Annotated in this window: 11 protein-coding genes and 1 pseudogene; 10 read left to right on the plus strand and 2 right to left on the minus strand. The window is 67.1% G+C overall.

Annotated features, from left to right (window positions below; translation table 11 throughout):
- Positions 1–462: 462 nt before the first annotated feature.
- The 10 genes and pseudogenes from IEY75_RS18210 (at position 463) to IEY75_RS18255 (ending at position 8,306) form a co-directional block, all read left to right on the plus strand.
- Positions 463–1,047 (plus strand): hypothetical protein, encoded by a 585-nt coding sequence (locus tag IEY75_RS18210; protein ID WP_189115599.1) that lies wholly within the window; start codon positions 463–465, stop codon positions 1,045–1,047.
- Positions 1,048–1,066: 19 nt separating this feature from the next.
- Positions 1,067–1,894 (plus strand): annotated as a pseudogene (locus tag IEY75_RS18215) (TRM11 family SAM-dependent methyltransferase); the annotation flags it as partial.
- Positions 1,891–2,805, plus strand: a complete 915-nt coding sequence (locus IEY75_RS18220) for an adenine nucleotide alpha hydrolase family protein (protein ID WP_229789874.1) — start codon at positions 1,891–1,893, stop codon at positions 2,803–2,805. The pseudogene IEY75_RS18215 and the gene IEY75_RS18220, both read left to right, overlap by 4 nt.
- Positions 2,802–3,371, plus strand: coding sequence for a DNA cytosine methyltransferase (locus IEY75_RS18225; protein ID WP_229789876.1), 570 nt, complete (start codon positions 2,802–2,804; stop codon positions 3,369–3,371). The genes IEY75_RS18220 and IEY75_RS18225 overlap by 4 nt, the downstream gene beginning before the upstream one ends.
- A 241-nt stretch (positions 3,372–3,612) precedes the next feature.
- Positions 3,613–3,918, plus strand: coding sequence for a hypothetical protein (locus IEY75_RS21055; RefSeq protein WP_229789877.1), 306 nt, complete (start codon positions 3,613–3,615; stop codon positions 3,916–3,918).
- A 56-nt stretch (positions 3,919–3,974) separates the two neighbouring features.
- Entirely contained in the window at positions 3,975–4,967 is a 993-nt protein-coding gene (locus IEY75_RS18235; protein WP_308425716.1) for a DNA-methyltransferase, read from the plus strand.
- Positions 4,968–5,368: 401 nt separating this feature from the next.
- Positions 5,369–5,716, plus strand: a complete 348-nt coding sequence (locus tag IEY75_RS21060; protein ID WP_229789878.1) for a hypothetical protein — start codon at positions 5,369–5,371, stop codon at positions 5,714–5,716.
- Between the two features lie 140 nt (positions 5,717–5,856).
- Entirely contained in the window at positions 5,857–6,366 is a 510-nt protein-coding gene (locus tag IEY75_RS18245) for a hypothetical protein (RefSeq protein WP_189115602.1), read from the plus strand.
- A complete protein-coding gene (locus IEY75_RS18250; protein ID WP_229789879.1) occupies positions 6,363–6,659 on the plus strand; it encodes a DNA-binding protein in 297 nt (98 codons plus the stop codon). Before IEY75_RS18245 ends, IEY75_RS18250 begins: the two co-directional genes overlap by 4 nt.
- Positions 6,660–6,845: 186 nt before the next feature.
- Positions 6,846–8,306, plus strand: coding sequence for a tyrosine-type recombinase/integrase (locus IEY75_RS18255; protein ID WP_189115603.1), 1,461 nt, complete (start codon positions 6,846–6,848; stop codon positions 8,304–8,306).
- A 913-nt stretch (positions 8,307–9,219) separates the two neighbouring features.
- Here the strand turns inward: IEY75_RS18255 and IEY75_RS18260 are convergent.
- Both IEY75_RS18260 and IEY75_RS18265 read right to left on the minus strand, forming a co-directional pair.
- A complete protein-coding gene (locus IEY75_RS18260) occupies positions 9,220–15,615 on the minus strand; it encodes an RHS repeat domain-containing protein (RefSeq protein WP_189115604.1) in 6,396 nt (2,131 codons plus the stop codon).
- Between the two features lie 96 nt (positions 15,616–15,711).
- Positions 15,712–18,354, minus strand: a complete 2,643-nt coding sequence (locus tag IEY75_RS18265) for a LamG domain-containing protein (RefSeq protein WP_189115605.1) — start codon at positions 18,352–18,354, stop codon at positions 15,712–15,714.
- Between the last annotated feature and the right edge of the window lie 122 nt (positions 18,355–18,476).

Raw genomic sequence — 18,476 nt, forward strand, 5'->3', positions numbered from 1 at the left:
TTCGCGTCCGCGCGTTCCGTTCGCGTTCCCTGGCCGGGCGCGCGTTCCGTTCGCGTCCGCGCGTTCCGTTCGCGTTCCCTGGCCGGGCGCGCGTTCCGTTCGCGTCCGCGCGTTCCGTTCGCGTTCCGTGGGCGGACGTCCTTCCGTCGGTCCGCTGGTCGAGCACGCCTACGGACGCGCGTCCGTGGCCGGCAACCGCGTCCGTTCGCACATGGGTGGCTGCGCGGCGCCTCCGTTCGACCAGCTGCCCACCGCGCCAACGCGCTTCGCATATCGGTGCAGATCGGGACCGTTAGAGGCCGTTAGAGCGACCAGACGTTCGTCAGCTCTAACGAAACCGGATTAGTAACCGTCAGCGCATCAGGTGCGGCGGGCAGCTCCACACCGCCAATGAACACCACACCACGTCCGTCCCACGTCAAGTCCACCGACACACACCACCACCCGTCCGTCCGTCCGACTGTGGGCGCCGGGATCGATCAGGTGGCCGGCGAACCGCCGGTACCGATCACCCTGTGGCGCACCGCCACCACCGGCGAAGACCAGCCCGCCGCAATTGGCGTCCGTCTCGCCGAGGCGATCGTCACCTCCTACAGCCAGCCCGGCGACACCGTCGCCGACTGGACCACCGACACCGTCCTGGCCAACGCCTGCGCCACCCTCGGCCGCGGCCACCGCAGCTACGCCGACCCCACCGACGGGGCGGCTCTGCTGGTCGCCGACCTACCGCCAGGCAACCCCGATGCGGCAGGTCAGCTACTCGCCGCAGCCGCACCAGTGCTGCGTCCGGGTGGGTGTCTGATCTTGGTCGAAGCCGCCGACGCAGGCCCGACCGATCACCGGCCCCTGCACGCCGCTGCGGCGCAGCTGGGGTTGGGCTACTTCCAGCACATCGTCGCCGTCACCGCCCGCGTCGACGGTGACCAGTTCGTCTACTACCCCACCGCCGCCGAGCTGGCGGCTGCCGCCGGCCCTGGCGGGTCGGGGCATGTGCGGGTACACCGCGATCTGCGCGTCTACCTGCTCGGTGGTGACGCCGATGCCTAGCCACAACACGCCTCGCCGGCCGTTGTCGGTGTGGGCGACCGCCCAGAAAACCCAGCCCATCCAACGACGCGGCCGGTACGTGCCCGGACAGAAAGCCCACCCAGCACGCATGTACCCGGCGACCGCCGCCCACGCCATCGCCGCCTACAGCCGGCCCGGGGATCTGGTCCTGGACCCGATGTGCGGGATCGGCACCACCCTCGTGGAAGCCATGCACCTGGGCCGGGATACGTTCGGGGTGGAGTACGAGCCGCGCTGGGCGAACCTGTCCGATGCCAACATCGCCCACACCCTCAACCTGGGCGCGCCCGGCCGGGGATCGGTAATCCGTGGGGACTCCACCCGACTGACCAGCCTCCTGCCCCGCGTGTTGCACGGGCAGGTCGCGCTGGTGGTCACCAGCCCGCCGTACGGGTCGACCGTCCACGGGCTGGTCGAACCCGGCCCGGCCGGGGTGGCCAAGACCGACGCCACCTATGGCACCGATCGAGGCAACCTCGCCTACCGCAACACCAACGCACTGGTAGAGGGCTTCACCGAGATCCTGGCCGGCTGCCGGCAGGTGCTACGCCCCGGCGGGCATGTCGTGGTCACCGTCCGGCCGTTCCGTAAGAACGGGCCGCTGGTCGACCTGCCCTCGGCAGTCGTGGGAGCTGGGATCGACGCCGGGCTCACCCCGGTAGCGGTCATGCCGGCATGCCTGGGTGTGGTGCGCGACGGGCGGATCATCGCCCGCCCGTCGTTCTTCCAACTCGGCCACGTCCGCAAACAGCGGACCGCCGGCCGGCCGATGCACCTCATCGCTCACGAGGATTTGGTTCTGCTCCAGGCGGGGGTGGGCCGATGAACACCACCGCCATGACGCCGGAGGCGAGCGTCGGGAAGCCGGCAATAAACGCGCTTTCGCTGGGTGCCGGGGTTCAGTCCTCGGCCCTGTTGGTCGCGGCTTGCCGCGGCTTGGTCGAAAAGTTTGACGTGTGCATTTTCGCCGACACGGGCTGGGAGTCCATAACGGTGTATCAGCATTTGTTGAGATTGGAGCGTTTAGCGGCTGCTCATCACATTCCCGTCGTGCGGGTGGGGGCGGGCAATATCCGTCTTGACGCCCTGAACCCGGCGAGCCGGTTCGCGTCCATGCCACTGTTCACTTTAGCCCCTAACGGGCAACGTGGTATGGCACGCCGCCAATGTACTTCTTCGTATAAAATTTCCCCGCTGAAGAAGGAGGTACGGCGTCGGCTGGGCTACCCGCACCCGCGCCGGGTTCCGGCCGCGGTGTGGGCGCAGATGGCGATCGGGATCAGCGTCGATGAGATCGGCAGAGCCCGTGATTCCGACGTGCGCTACATGCGCAACACCTTCCCACTGCTAGATCTCGGCTGGCGGCGTAGCGACTGTTTGTCCTATCTGGCCGAGAATGGATTGGCTGATACGCCTCGGTCGTCATGTGTGGGATGCCCATTTCATTCAGATGATTTCTGGGCCGACCTGAAATCCAACCAGCCGCTGGAGTGGGCGTCAGCGGTGGCGTTCGATCACGCGATCCGGAACGGGTCCGCGCGGGCCACCGCCAACGGGCACCCGCTGCGAGGGCAGTTCTTCCTCCACCGTCAGCGGATCCCGCTGGATCAGGTAGTCCTGCGGCCACGCGCCGGCGGAGAGCCCGAGCAGGGGTGTGGTCCGTGGACCTGCCCCGCCACCCCACCCGCCGGCGGCGGAGGCGACGCTGCCGGCGATGCCGGTCGGGGGGTGGCGTGAACCTTGACACCACCCACCCCACCGCAGGCAGATTGCGGATCGGATCGCTGTGCTCCGGCTACGGGGGTCTCGACCTCGCGGTCGAAGCCGTCCTCGGCGGCCGGCTGCTCTGGTACGCCGAGAACGACCGACACGCCGCCACCGTCATGTCCGCCCACTGGCCCGGGATCCCGAACCTCGGCGACATCACCGCAGTCGACTGGGGACAACAGCCACAAGTCGACATCATCACCGCCGGGTTCCCATGTCAGGACATATCGAACGCAGGAAGGAGAGCAGGAATCACCGGGCCCAAGTCCAGTCTGTGGGCCCACGTCGCCGACGCCGTTGGCGAGGTTCGACCGCAATACGTGCTCGTGGAGAACGTGGCCGCCCTGCTCAGGCGGGGGTTCGAAGTCTGCCACTCCGATCTGGCCGCGCTCGGGTACGACACACGCTGGACGTGCATACGCGCATCCGAGGTCGGGGCGGCGCACCGCCGCGATCGGCTATTTATGCTCGCCACCCGAAAAGTCAGCCGAACTGACTGTGGAGATGAGGAGGTTGCCGACGCCGTGCGCTCGTGACGGCAAAGGCCCCGGCCACCAGCATGGTCTACCCGATGTCGTGGAACCCGCCGGCAGTCGCAGCCATCTGTTGCCGACACCACGGGCAAGCGACACCGGCACCCCCGGACGACGGGCTGGGGCCGGATTCCGGCCACCGCTGTCACAGGTCCTGCTCCCCACCCCACGCGCGAGCGATGGGGTGAATGGCTGCCCGGGGCAGCGGGGCCAGCGCGGTGACCTCACCCTGCCGTCGGCGTCCGTGCGGGTTCCCTACGTCGGCCGGCCGGACACCCAAAGGTGGGGCATCTACGCCCAGGCGGTCGCCGGATGGGAGAGCATCCTCGGTCGCCCCGCACCGGCACCGACGGTGCTTGGCGCCCACGGCAAGCCGGTGCTGAGCCCGGTGCTGGTGGAGTGGTTAATGGGTCTGCCCGAAGGGTGGGTCACTGACCTGGGGTTGCCGCGTACCCGGGCGCTTCATGTGCTGGGTAACGGGGTCGTCCCTCAGCAGGCTGAGGCGGCGCTGCGGCGGCTGCTGTGCCCGCACGAGTGGGTGCTCGCATGAGCGGCCACCCGGTAGGGGATCCGCTGGCTCGGTTCCGGTATTCGCAGATGGGGCCGGTGGAGTTGCTGCTCGGCGACGCCCACCAGGTGCTGTCAGCGATGCCCGACGGGTCGGTCGACTGCGTAGTCACCTCCCCACCGTTCTGGGGGCTCCGCGACTACACCGTCACCGGCCAGTACGGACTCGAATCCTGCGTGGAGGAGTACGTCGACCGGCTCGTCGCGGTGTTCGCACAGCTGCGTCGGGTCCTGAAACCCTCGGGAACGGCGTGGCTGAATTTAGGCGACTGCTACACCAGCCCCGAACGGCACACCACCGCATATGCCCCTAACTCGAGGAAGGAGCAACACGCAAGCGCGCGTTTGCTGCCGGCCAAGAATCTGGTCGGCGTGCCGTGGCGGACGGCATTCGCGCTTCAAGCAGACCGGTGGGTGCTGCGGAATGCGGTGGTGTGGGCCAAGACCAACCCCATGCCCGAATCGGTGCGGGACCGCCTGTCCTGCACCTACGAGCTGTTCTTCCTGCTCACCCCCAGCAGCAGGTATTGGTTCGACCTGGACCCGATCCGCCAGCCACTCAAACGCCCCGAAGCCGCCGACGGCACCCTGACCATCGGCGGCTCCCGTAAAGGCACCAGCGGCGGGATCGGGGCAACCGCACGCCGCCGCGGTACCAGCAAATACGGTGCCGGGGCGGTACAAGCGCGGGCCGGAGCGCCGAACCTCACCCCGACCGGCAGCCGGCATACGGCAGCGCATCCGCGTGGGAAAAACCCGGGCGACGTGTGGCCGATGGCGACCCGCCCATATCGGGGGGCGCACGTGGCGCCGTTCCCGATCGACCTGCCGATGCGAGCTATCGCGGCCGGCTGCCCGCCGGGCGGAGTTGTCCTGGATCCGTTTTCTGGGGCCGCTACGACCGGACTGGCCGCGCTGCGGCTAGGCCGCCGGTACATCGGCATCGACATCAACGCCTCGTTCCACGACGAGGCCATCACCCGGCTCACCCCACACCTGGACAGCCAGAACAGGAGCAACCCCCACACCTGACCAACCCCACCTCGAACGTCGGATCCCCGCCACCGCACCGCGCAGTGGCGGGGATCCGGCGCACCACACCCGGAGAAACCCGATGCGCCTCCCACTGCTCCGCCGGCGACATCGCCGGCCCGCAAGCCGCCGCATGCGCGGTGACAACCAACCCACCGAGAACACCACCACCGCAGCACCACCGACAACGCCAGCCGCGCTGCAAGCGCCGCACGAGCTGCCACCGACCGTGATCTACGAGGCGCTCCTGCGCTACCTGCGCTGCTGAACACCACCACCGTCGGCGCCCGCCGATCCCGATGCCACACCAACTTCCTTGAACCGTTCCTCGAAGACCCCGCCGATCCGCGCGTCCGCGCTGGGTTGGCGGGGTCTTCGTCATCGTTGCTCTGGAGTCACGCATGTCTCGCTCTATCGAATCCGGCCCTGCCGGCTACGTCGGCGCCCACCGCACCAGCCGTTGGCGGCTACGCCGCACCAACCCCACCACCACCGCTGAAGCCGCTACGGCGGTAGCGCGGGCCAAGGGTCCTCGGCGGTGGACCGCCCAGGACATCCGCGCTCTGGGCGCCACCACCGACCTACCCACCGCCGGCCGGATCCTGGGGATCTCCCACTGGTCGGTGTACCGCATCCACCGCGCCGGCCAGTTCCCCGTACCCGTCGTGCAGGTGGGCCGGCGGCTGCGGGTGCCGGTCGCGCCGCTGCTGGACCTGCTCGGCCTGCACCGCTGGCCCGACCAGAGCTGACCGCCGCCTGGCCGCATCCGGCCGGGACCGGCACCTCGCCATTTTCCCGCGCCCGTTGGGGCCTGCCCGTTGTGGTGGGCCCCAGCGGGCGTCTTCCGCTACCTCGCCGCCTACCCGGCGGTGTCCGAAGGAGTTCCGCGATGAACACGCCCACCAATCCCGAGCACCACCAACCGAAGTCCCGCTCGCACCGACGTCGCCACCCGCGGTTCCCGGTCACGGTCCTGCAGCCGGCCACCGTCGCCCTGGACCGGCTCACCCCGCAGCAGAAGCAGCGGCGGCGGCAGGCCAACCAGATCGGCCACGCCCTGACCCCTCACCACAGCAACCGCACCACCACGGCAGAGTTCGGGCTGGTGCCGGATCCCGACCTGCACCTGCCCCCGCAGATGGCCGAGCAGATCGCCGCCCAAGCCCAAACCCTCACCGCCGACCCACCGCCCGGCGCAATGCTGATCGGCCGGACCCTGCGCGGGGCGGTCGCCGTCGTGGTCCTGCACGCCCACAGCTGGAGCCTGGCCGCCCACGCCGGTGACCAGTCCGCGCTGCTGGTCGACGCCCACGGCGCCTTCGGCACCTTCCACCCCGACTCGGCGTACACCGCGATCGCTGCCACCGTCGTGGCCGCGGCGGGGCGGGGCCGGCCGTGAGCGCCAGCGACCCCGCCAGCCCCCAGAACCCGAAGCGCGGGCGGGGGCCAGGGCGGGGGCGGTATCAGGCCAACGGGTGGAGCCCGGCGCAGATCCGGGCGCTGGGAACGCTGACGAACATCGAAACCGCCGGCAGCATTTTCGGCCTCACCCGGGGCGCCGCCTACCGGCTCGCCGCGAACGGCGACTTCCCCGTACCGCTCGTCCGCGTCCGCACCCAGTACCGGGTCCCGGTCGCGGAGATCCTGCGCGCCCTCTGCCTGGCCGTCCACGACGAGGATCCCGATCCGTAGACCGCATCCGTCGCCGGTCGTCGGCGCGGCGTAGTACCGCAGCGGCGGCCCGGTCGGCGTCGGCGTTTCCGTTACCGGGTGACTTGCATACCTGGCGGATCGAAGCGTCCATGGACCGACGCGAAAATCAGAAGCGAAACCCCGCGCCGAACCAAATCCACTCTAGATTTATGCCAGGAGTCTGCCATGGCCCTCGACAAAACAATCTCCAAAAAATGCAACTGCAAAAACCAGGCCGGGAAACGGCTCGGCATCAAATGCCCGAAACTGACCCGCGCCGACGGGACCTGGAACTACCACCACGGCGTCTGGGCCCTACAAGTCGAACTCCCCCCAGCCGCCGACGGGACACGCCGGCAATACCGGCGCAGCGGCTTCACCACCTCCAAGCAGGTTGAGGCCGAACGCGACAGAGTCCACGAGCTGATCGGCCTGGGTGGCGACCAGCAGATCCGCACCGAGATCGGTGACATCATCGCCGACCTCAAGGCCGGCCAACCCCTGCCCGACCGCGACGCCATCGCCCGACGCGTACGTGCCGGTGTTGCGGTCTACGACGACACCAGCACCGGCGCCTACCTCGACGAATGGCTCGCCAACCGGCGGGTCTCCGAAAACACCCTGCGCTCCTACTCCGACCACATCCGCATGTACTTCAAACCCGGCTTCGGCCACATCCCCCTGCAGAAGCTGCGCACCGCCCACATCCAGGCCGTGTTCAACAACATCGACGCCGCCGACGCCGCACTGCTGCGCGCCCGCAACCACCCCGACCAGGCAGTACGCGACACAGTCAAGGGGAAGCGGGTTCGGGGCGCGGCCAGCCAGCAGAGGTTCCTGGCCACCATCCGCAAAGCACTCAACGACGCCATCGGCGTGCACAAGCTGATCGAGTACAACCCCGCCCTACACGTCGAACTCGCCTCCGGCGCCCCACCCAAACCCCAGCTGTGGACCGACGCCGCCGTCACCCGCTGGCGCAAAACCGGCCGCCGCCCCAGCCCGGTCATGGTCTGGACACCCGCCCAGCTCGGCACGTTCCTGGACCACGCCGCCGACCACCAGGCCGACCTGCACGACATGTTCGAACTCATCGCCCACCGCGGGCTACGCCGAGGCGAAGCCTGCGGCCTCGGCGAACACGACGTCGACCTGCACCACCAGCAACTGACCATCCACGAACAGATCGCCTCCGTCGCCTACAAGCCGGTCCTGAAGAAGGTCAAGAGCCGGGCCGGGGACCGCACCGTCCCTCTCGCCGACGACACCACCGCCAGCCTGCGCCGCTACAACACCCGCCGCAAAGCCCTCAAACTCAAAGCCGGCACCGCCTGGGTCGACAGCGGCAGGTTCTTCATCCGCGACGACGGATCGGCGTGGCACCCCGAACGCATCAGCCAAATCTTCGACAACCTCACCACCGCCTCCGGCCTACCACCCATCCGGCTGCACGACCTACGCCACTGCGCCGCCACCCTCATGCTCGCCGCCGGCGCCACCCTCAAAGAAATCCAAGAAACACTCGGCCACGCCAACTACCAAATCACCGCCGACACCTACACCTCCGTACTCGAAGAACTACAAAAGACCACCGCAGAAAAGGCCACCAAGCTGGTACCCCGAACGAAACGCCCCCGAGGCGCCTAGCGAAAGCGCGCCTTAGGCGCCCTCAAAGAAATCCGGACAACACTAGGGCGCGCCAACTACCAATTTCCGCATACACCTCATTGCATCAACAACTACAAGGACTTCCGGAAAGGCGACGATACTTATACCGAGGTGATCTTGACAAGGAATTGTGTCAAGTGCCCACCGGGCTCGTTCCCCAGGTCAGGAGCCCTCTCCCGGAAGTGGTGCAGGCGATTCTGCGGGGTCGGGGTCGGTTGTTGAAATCGCCTCACAGAAGATGACTGCCGCAAAGGCAACAAGCCAGTGCGGCGAACAGGGCCCCTAGCTGCTTAGCGGCAAACTCGATATAGGTATAAACGATACGCGTCTTCCGAACATGGGTGGGGCGGACGCTCAACTCGGTCCGCCCCACCAGCAACTAGCTCCGCAGAATCAAGGGTATGCCTTCAAATTAGAGCTGCGGATTCTGGGCCTAGCGCCTTCGTTGCGATAATTCCATACGTCGTGGGGGTCTACGACTTCATAATAGACCATCAACGCCATTCTGCCACATCTATTAGCTCGCCCGTATTCAGGTCGACTATACCGCTCACATCACCGACTGTCGTCGAAAATACGGCTCGTATCGAATCGTCTGGTTCCAACATCACGAAGTAGAATCCGAGCCTCCAGGATGGTTCGGACCAAATGTTTGGTGGCTTCAGTCGTCTGATCTCACAACCGTTACAATCGAACAGCACCGCATTGGACAGCTTAGACCCGTTGGGTGATGAGTCTACAACTACCACCACGTTCGTTGCCGGAGCTAGCACCACGGAGGTGGGTGGCTGGTCCAACGAAATTTTGACTATTCTGGAGCCTTCTTTCCATCTGACTACGTTGCTTGTTTCGGACCATCGCAGATCCGATACTCGCATCATGAAGGTCATCCTCACTTGAGTGGGACTCTCGGCCCTACGGGGATTAGTCTCGCTCGGTCGATGAAGTTGATAATTTCGACCTGTCCTCCGCCTCCCGCTAGCTCCCCCAGCTTAGGGTCCATTTGGCGACCGACCACGCTTTCCTGAATTCTAATGGGCTCGCCCTTAGGAATTCTGTAACGCTGAACCACTGATACGTCCGGTTTCCAATCCGACCGGATAGCGAGATCATTGCGGGCAAATGATTGACTTGGGATGTTTTGGAATGTGCCAAATCCGCCAGGTTTTGACGAGGATTGCCCTGCAGAGAGAACCATATTGAATTCCTCTCCGGGCTCAGCGTTGCGCGAAATTATATGGCCAGAGTTCGGCGCTTCACGTTGCGCGGCAGGAAGGGCCTTTTGGCCTCCCTGTCGTCCTGCATGTCCAGCTTGTTTGCCGCCATTGTCAGCAGCGGCCTTACCGCCGCTTGCCGTGGTTGACTTGTTCGCTGACTTGCCACCGCCAGCCTCAGCTTTTGCCTTTGCGGCGGGCGCTGGTTTAGGTGCCGCCTTTGGCGCTGGCGCTGCGGGAGGAGTCGTCTTATCCGAGACCTTTGCGGCCGACCGGCCGGCATCGGTCGCTTTGTCGGCTTTGTTGACTGCGTTGGCTGCGTCGATGCCCTTGTTGGCCCACTTCGCGCCCTTGATGGCGGTGGCGGCGTATCCGGCGACTGGGATGGCTGAGGCGAATGATAACGCTGCATTGACCTTGTCGCCTTGGGCGGAGTACCAGGCGCCGTTGGCGATGTCTCCGACTTCCCCGACGACGGGGACGAGGCCGATGACGTCGAGCGTGCCGTGGCCGATGGCGTTCCAGTTCCAGTTCTGTCCCCACCACATGCCGGTGGGGTCGGCGAATGAGAAGGGGTTGTTGCGGCCATAGCTGTAGGCGTTGAGTTGCTGTGGGTCGCTGAAGTCCATCAGTGGGTCGGGGGAGATGAATCTGCCGGTGGCAGGGTCGTACTCCCGGGCGCCGAGGTGGACGAGGTTGAGGTGCTTGTCGTTGGTGCCGCCGATGAAGCCCCGCTCACCGGGCAGCGGCGTGTCCGGTCCGCGGGTCTCACCGAACGGTTTGGTGCGCTGCCGGGTGAGGTTGAGGTCGTTGGCGTTGACCGCCATTTCGCTGGTGCCGTTTTGCCCGCCGGCCAGGAATGAGATTCCCTGTTCGGTGCGGATGGCGACGGTTTGGCCATTGTGGGTGTAGTAGCGGGTGCCGGACACGGTGCCGGTGCGGGTGTCGAGGCGAAGTTCCTGACCGCCCTGGTAGAGGGTGACGGTTTGGTTCTGTTCGTCGCGGCGGATGAGCCGGTTACCGTCGGCGTCGTAGACGAAGCTGGTGGCCTTGCCGTTCTTGTCGGTGATCTTCGCTGCGTGGCCTTCGGCGTCCCAGTCGATGGTCTGGGTGCTGTCGCCCACGTTGCGGCGGGTCATGTTGCCGGCCGGGTCGTAAGCGAATGTCGCTTGGGACTTGCTGCGGCCGTTGTCGGCCGCCGTGGTGATGTCGGCCTTCTCCACCGCGTGGGCGGGGTTCCTACCCGGCCCGAACGGCTGGTGCGTCCGGGTCACCGTCTCGGTCTGGCTACCGGCGGCGTGGTCGGTCTGGCTAGTGCGGTTCCCGGCCGAGTCGTAGCCGAAGGACTGCCAGTACGCAGCCGGGCCGCCGAGTACGTCCTTGGTGGGCTTGGTGGCGCACTCCGCCTTGTCCTGCGCCCACGCCTCGGTGAGGCGGCGTAGGTGGTCGTAGGTGAAGCACTGGACGTCGGGGTTGGCGCCCTTGGGGGTGTCGGCGATGGACAGGATGTTGCCGGCGGAGTCGTAGCGGTAGTTGGCGACGCTGTCGGCGGTGGGCACGAGGTAGCGGTCGACCTGGGCACCGCGCAGCCGGCGGGTGTCGGCTTCGTAGTTGTAGGTCAGCCAGGTGTACTTGGTGCCTTCTTCCACGGCTCCCAGTTCATATTGGAGCGGCTCGCCGAATTCGGAGTAGACGGATTGGCGAACATAGATGTTCTGGTAGGAGCCATCAGCGCTGGTTACCGAGGGCAGGGCGGACTTGAGGTCGTAGTTGGTCTTGACGGTCTCGGACTTGAGGCCACCGGCGGCGGGGAGCGAGGTGGTGCGGGAGTTCCCGCTGGCGGTGTAGGTGGCGGCGAACTCGTAGGTCTTGCCGAGGGCTCCTTCACCATCGGGGATGGTGATGGTGTTCCTGAGGGGGCGGCCGGCGGCGTCGTAGGCGCTGACTGCGGTGGTGTAGGCCTTCCCGCCGTGGTGGCGGGTGGCGGAGGTGGGTCGGCCCTTACTGTTGGCGACCGCGGTGTCGTCGTAACGGCGGGTCACTAGTGGGGTGTCGCCTTCGAGGACGGCGGTGGGCCGGCCAATGCTGTCGTAGCGGTAGGTGAGGGTCCGTTTGCGGGCGTCGGTGGCTTCGATGATCTGGTCGGCGCTGTCGTAGCGGGTGATGCTGGTGCCGGTGTCAGGGTCGATGGAGGTGGTGCGGCGGCCGCGCAGGTCGTAGCCGAAGGTCCACTGGTGGCCGGTTTGGTCCCGGACGCCGGTGAGCCGGTCGGCGTGGTCGTAGCTGTAGCGGGTGACGTCGGCGTCCTCCCGCTTCCCGGTCGGCGCCGGGGTGCGGTACTCCCACAGTTCGGTGGTCTGGCCTTGGGCGTTGGTGAAGGTCGCGATGGCGGTTTCACCGGTGGGCGGGTCAACGACGGCGTGGTCGCCGTGGTGGGAGGTGGTGGTCGTCCATTTCTCCTGGCCGCGGTACTGGAATGTTTCCTTCGTGGAGCGCCCGGCGCCGTCGAAGGTGGTCACCGTGGTCGCGGCGAGGTTCGCGGCGGCGGAGAACGCCAGGGTCCCTGCGGGGGGGCCTGCGGCGAGGTAGGGGCCGATCTTGCGGACGGCCAGGCCGCGGGAGTCATAGACGGTGTCGGTGATGACCCGTTTGCCGTGGGCGGACTGTTTCTGCTCCTGCCGGGGTCGCAGCATGGCGTCGAACAGCTGGTAGGAGACGTGTTGCTGGTCGCTGGCGGTCAGGGTCTTGGTGATGATTGCGACTGGTTCGTTGGCTCGAACGAGGTACTGGTACTCGGTGTCCGGGGTGTTCGTGGTGTCACGGCCGGGCAGCCACACGGCGGTGAGGCGGCCGAGCGGGTCGCGGCGCAGGCTGGTTCGCTGGTTGTTGGCGTCGACGGTGGCGGTCACCTCGCCCCAGGCCGGGTCGACGGTGGAGACGAGGGTGTGGCCGGCCGGGTTGGTGACCTTCATCCCGGTGACCGGCCCGCCGCTGGCGGGGATGTAGTCGGAGCGGGTAAGTCGCTTCTTGGCGTCGTAGGAGCGGATCACCCGGCCGTAGGCGTCATAGCGGTTCTCGGTGACGGTCTGGTAGACCGGCTTGCCGGCCTTGTAGTCGGCGACCTCCTCGCTGCGGGTGATGGTGCCGCGGGTGGGGACGGTGGTGAGGTTGGTGGCGCCGTCATAGAAGGTGCGCACGTCGGAGACGACCTGGTCGGGGCGCTTCACCTCAGCGCCGCAGGCGACCGCGACCGTCTCGACTCGGCTGACCAGGGTGATGAGGTTCTTGGCGGTGTTGCGGTTGTAGGTGTAGCGGGTGCATGAGTCATCTTCCGCGGCCGCGCCGGAGTTCTTACCGTCGCCGCCGGTGTCGCCTTGGTCGTGGGCGTGATCGATCATGCCGTAGGCGTCGTAGTGGTGAGTAATGGCCGTGCGCCGCGACTTCCCACCGTCCAACGCGGTCCGGGTGACGGTCCGCGCCGGTCCCATCAACGCAGCCTTGTCGGCGCCTTCGGTGGCGGTGGGCTTGGACACCCACGGGGTATGCACCGAGCCGGAGACTTCGGTGTCCCCGTTGAAGGTGCGCTGCTCGAACAGGAAGCCCTGCAGCCGGTCGTCGTCATCGACCTCGGTGCCGTCGGAGGCCTTGGCCTTGATTTCGCCGCGGTCCTTGTCGCCGCTCATCCCGCGCAGGTAGGTCGACGTCTGCTTGAGCGGGGTGGCGTTGGCGTCGCCGGTGACGGTGGTGACGGTGGTGAAGCCGCGGAACTGGCTCCACGTCTTGTTCTTTTTCTTGGAAAGCTCATTGTCATCGTAATGCCAGGCCGCGCCACCCCCGTACGAGTATGAGGTGACCTTCGAGCCGGTCTGGTTGGTCGATCCGGCCCGGCCATCCTCGGTGACGCGCTCGATGACGTACTTGTGGAACCAGTCGGCCTTCTCGCCGACCGTGCCCTGCTTCGACCAGTACGAGGGATGGCACAGGCCGGTGTTGCGCTTGGCGTCTCGCTTGTCACCGAACCGGCACTCGGGCGACTTGTAGGTGATGCCGGTGATGCCGCCGGACTCGGTCTGGATCGCCGCCAAGCGCGGCTTGCGGTACGGGTAGCGGTCGTCGGTGTCGGAGTCGACCCGGTTGGACAGGAAGATCGGTTCGAACACCGTGGGCGGGAGCTTGATCGCATCCTTGCCCGCGCCGCCAATGTGGGTGACCGATTTCAGCCATAGTCCCGCCCCGGAGCCGTCACCGGGATCGGGTAGCTCCTGCGCCAGCTCCCAGGTGTCGACCAGCCGCTTCTTCCCCGCCTCGAGGACGCTCGTGGTGACCTTGGTCAGTCGCTTGCGGGTGAAGAACGACGGCGACCACTGGTACTTGCATTCCTTGGCGTCGGCCTTGCAGATCTGGTCGAACGGCACGTCCGGCCACCGCTGGCGGGTCTTGTCCGTCAGGTCCTTCTCCGCGCAGCCCGTGGCACCGATGCACCGCTCGGCGGTGTCGAACTCAACAACCATTGGCGCAGCGGACTTTAGGTCTGCGCCGGCCCGCTCGCCGTACTCGATCCGGCCCAGCCAGCCGCCCCGGTCGTAGCCTACGATCTCCTTGTTGTCCCGGTTGGTGGCATATCGGTTGGACTCGGTGTTCCAGAAGTAGGTGGAGGTGTTGCCGTTGCCGTCGATGACGTAGTCGAGGTTCCAACGCCAGATCTGGCTGCAGCGGCGGTCGTTGAAGTCGTCGCCCTTGTTGTAACAGGGCTCGCCCTTATCGTCGCCGAAAACCGGCACCTTCCACGCCGACCGAAGGTTCTCCGGGTCGTTCTTGGCGCGCTTGCCGCGGCCGAAGAAGTAGCGGGTGCCGTCGGTGGTGGTGACGACGAAGTATTCTTTGTTGTCGTCGCCGTTGAACCCGTCAGTGCGCCGCTGGATACGGGTGCCGTCGTCGGATTTCAACCGCCACTCGTTGGCCGACTTCTTCACCAGTTCACCGTTACGGCCACCGAACGACATGTTCAGGTGGTCGCCGGCCCAGCACAGGTCGTAGCGCTCCTTGCCCTTGTCGTCGTGGCCGTCGTCCTTACACGCCTTGTAGGACCGCTCGATGAACCCGACCGACAGGTCCATCCCCTCACCCACCCAGGAGGGCTGGGCGTTGCTGGATCCGGTCTTGCCGTCCACCGCCGCAGACGAGTACGACAGCGTCAATTGCGGCGACGGGCCGGCCAACGCCGGCGGCACCCGCATCGGGTACTGCCAGGAGAAGCTGCCCGTGTTCCCGCCCAACTGCCACGACCCGGCCGGCGTCAGGCTCGTCGCCGCGTAGGTGCCGCCGGCGCCGGAACCGCCGGCTGCCATCAGCAGCATCCGACCCTGCGCCAGACCGGTAGTTGGCTGCACGGCCACCGTGGCGGTCACAGTCCGGGCGTCGGCGTTGTGGCGGACCTCCACATCCTCGCCGCCGGCGCAGCCGGGTGCCGGGGTGGGGTCGGCGACACAGGCCGGAACCTCGATCATGCCGAGTCGGCTGGCCCAGTCACCGCCGACCGCGTGCGAGAAGCCGTCGTAGTTGATGTCGACGACGACGTCAGCGGCCTCACCGCCACCGTCAGCGCGGGTGACCTTGAACAACACGCCAGTGACGCCGGCCCGCTCCGACACGTCCTGGCCGAGCACCTCCACCCGCACCTTGCCCGGCGGTGCCGCCTGGGCACCCGGCGGCGTCCACACACGAATCGGCAGACCGCCGACGGAGGCTGCGCGCGCCGACCGGGCATCCCCGCCGACTGGCACCTCGACGACGCCCGCCGTCGGCCACACCGCGTTGCCGATCTCCCGGCCAGCGATGAAATCCGAATGCTGCGGCCGGCCCGCCTCCTCCAGGCCCGGCCGCAACGGATCGGGCTTTACCGGGATCGGGGACACGTCCTGGGTCTTTGGGCGGCGCTCCTCGACGTCCGGTCCGGCCGAGGCCATACCGGCGGGTAACAAGGACGCGCCGAGAACGCCCGCCACGGCCGCGGCGAGCAATCGCCGCGATGCTGACGTTGATTTGCGGGATGTCCGTTGCAGGTGTCTGCGCACAGGGGTGATCCTTCCGCCGCTCCCGAAGCGGCCGTCAAGTGGGAGTTGAGGGGCGGCGACGCGGCCGATCAGTGTCGGCCGCGCGCCGGTGTGCGGTCAGCGAGCCTGGTCGGCGCGGGTGAGCCGTTCCACGTCGCCGCCGGTGAGGACGCCCTGGAAGAGTCGGATGCTGTCGACCGCGCCGGCCAAGGGGCGGACCTTGTCCCGTTCCCGCCCGACCTGCAGGTCGGCGGAGGCGTTCCAGCTGATCTGCACTTCGGTGTGTTCGGCGACCTGTTCTCCGTTGACATACAGACGCAGGGTTCGCTCGGTCGGGTTGTACACGCCGGCAAGATGGGTCCAGGTGTCGGTGACCGTGCCGCCGGCCGCGGCTACGGTTTCGGCGTTCGGTGCGTCGGCGAGGTCGTGACCGAACACCCACCTGCCGCCGCGAGCCCCCAGGAACAGCCCTGACCTGGTCCCCCCGTTCTGGCTGACGATCGTGAAGTCACGCCGGGTGTCAGTCGCGCGCACCCAGCCTGCGACGCTGAAACCGCCGGTGCTGTCCACCCCTGCGCCGGTGTGGCCGTGGTCGGTGGATCCGTTGAAGCCCACCGCCCGGTCGTTTGGCCGGTCCGGGTGCGGGCCGGCCACCCACGCCTTCGACGGGTCGACCGTCAGGGTCATTTTCCGCCCCGCCGGGCTGGCATCCGCCGCGACCGTTCCCTTTCCCTCGTCCATACGGAACACGGCTGCGGCGCACTTGTCGTCGATCGGATTCACGCACCGGCTCTTAGCCTTGATCCGGTAGCCGCGCGTGCGCTCGGAGGTGTTTCCCGCCTGGTCGACCATGGTCACGTACAGCGTGGACGGACCGAACGCCGACACCGGCACCGTCAGAACCGTCACCTCGCCGGTACGGGGCAGGCGGTTCATCGGCTGGTCGTTGTTGAACGCCCACCGGTACTCCGCCACATCAGAGTTGCCAGCGTCGGTGAACTGGAACTCGCCGACGGTGCCGGCTGGCGCGCCCCACTGGTCTTCCTGAAACTGCGCCGAGGTCACGCTAGGCTCCCCGGACGGTGCGGTCGCGTCCACGGTGAACTCGCACCACGGCCCCCAACCCGACCACAGCAGGCCGTCCGTGGCGGTCGCGTGCCACCGGTAGCGGCCGTCGGGCAACTCTGCGGTGGGGCTGAACGTGACGATGGTGTTGTTGGGTTTCGGTCCAACGTCTTTGCGTTCCACCTCGCTAGCGGTGCCGTCGCTGGCCAGGTGCTCGATCTGGAACGTGGTGGTCAGTTGCTGCGCAGCTTCGCCCTTGTGTACCGGGTTCGTGATACGCATCGTCGGCCCTCGCGTGTTCAGGTACGCCTGGCCGGCACCGTTCGGGCAGGCGTCGTTGCTGGTGTCGGTCATCCGCAGCGGGTTCGGCAAGCCGGGCTGGATGTTGAAGGTGATCGACAGGGCGGCGCTGTAGCCATGGAATCGTTTCCAACCACGACCGGTGGTCATGTTGTCGGTTTCCTTGGTCGCCTTCATCAGGATGCCAGCGGCGGGGTTGGCCGCGGTGAGGGTTTTGGTCACGTAGCTGGTGAGAGCTGCACTCCCGAACTCGACCGGCGAGCCTTCCTTCTTGCAGTCCGGGTGCCCGTAGGCAACGGTGCGGTTGGCAAGGTGGTGCCCCAGATTCTTTTTCTCCTTGTTCCAGGTCGCGCCGCTGACCCGCTTGGAGTTGACCGTCCGGATGTCGACGCGCGTGGCCGGCTTGCATACGAAAGCGTGGGTTTCGAAAGCCCGGAATTTCACATCCCGTACCGTGCGGTTCTTCCACCGCGCGATCCGGTCGTTGCGCGCGCCGCTGTCGACCCGGAACGCCCAAAGGATTCGACTGACGAAGTTGAGGCCACCGGCACATGAGCGGACCTTGCCCTTGGCTACCCGGGTGGTGCGGCAGCGCCCGGATCCGAGGCCCTGCTTGTCTCTGGCAGCCTTGTAGTTCTCGTCGCCATGAAGGGAGGAGACGTAGCTCCAAGTGGCCAGCTTCGCGCCCATCCCGGTGTCGATGATCTGGGGCCGGTCCGCCGACGACCGCGTCTTTGTTGGACCGGGCAGCCGCAGGTGGACTACGTCGGCGACAACCTCCAGAGAAGGGGAGGAGGACCGGCGTGTGCCGCCTGCGGCTGGTGAATCAGCGATGACCTGTGGTGGTCCCTGCTCGACCAGGGCCTGGCCGTCGGGGTCCTCGATCCGCACGCCTTCACTGTCAGGGTCGGCAACGATGCGGTATCCGTCTGAGTCGACCTTCAGGTCGATGTCGGTTGGCGCCTGGAGACTCTTGGTGACGGTGCGGAAGGCGTAGCCGCCACCTTCGGCGGTCAGTACCACGTCCAGACCTGGCAGGGCGTCCACGTAGGTCGCTGATGGTCCGCTGATCTGAGGAGCGGGCAGCGCCTTCGGCCAGCGCAGCGAGAACCCGGCGCCGCCGTGCCGGTACTGGACAAGCGGCTGATCACCGCCCCCGGTGGAGAATTTCACCTCGCCGCCAGCGACGGGCGTCCAGGCCCCGTCACGGGCGGTCAGGGTGTAGTCGACCTCCCGCCAGGGGCCGTCCACCCCCCGAGCACGCACCGGGTCGGCCGCGACCTCAGCGGTGAACGATCCGTCCGGGTTCGCGGTCACCGTCTCCAATTCGGTGCGCAGCTCTGGCACCTCCACCGGCTGCTGGCTACTGCGGGCACGGCCGGTTGCTGCCCTCATCGCCTCCTCCGTGGTAGGCCCGCTGGCGCCGGGCGGAGCGGCTGTCGCCGGCACCCGGACCGCGGCCCAAGAGCCCGCCGCGGTGACCGCGGCGATCAGCGCCGCGGCTGTTCGTCTACCTC

The organism is Pilimelia terevasa (assembly GCF_014647915.1).
GTDB classification, from domain to species: domain Bacteria; phylum Actinomycetota; class Actinomycetes; order Mycobacteriales; family Micromonosporaceae; genus Pilimelia; species Pilimelia terevasa.

Coding starts and splice junctions, on each gene's coding strand:
- IEY75_RS18220 (WP_229789874.1), top strand. CDS start 1,891: ATGAACACCACCGCCATGACGCCGGAGGCGAGCGTCGGGAAGCCGGCA.
- IEY75_RS18265 (WP_189115605.1), bottom strand. CDS start 18,354: ATGAGGGCAGCAACCGGCCGTGCCCGCAGTAGCCAGCAGCCGGTGGAG.
- IEY75_RS18255 (WP_189115603.1), top strand. CDS start 6,846: ATGGCCCTCGACAAAACAATCTCCAAAAAATGCAACTGCAAAAACCAG.
- IEY75_RS18245 (WP_189115602.1), top strand. CDS start 5,857: ATGAACACGCCCACCAATCCCGAGCACCACCAACCGAAGTCCCGCTCG.
- IEY75_RS21060 (WP_229789878.1), top strand. CDS start 5,369: ATGTCTCGCTCTATCGAATCCGGCCCTGCCGGCTACGTCGGCGCCCAC.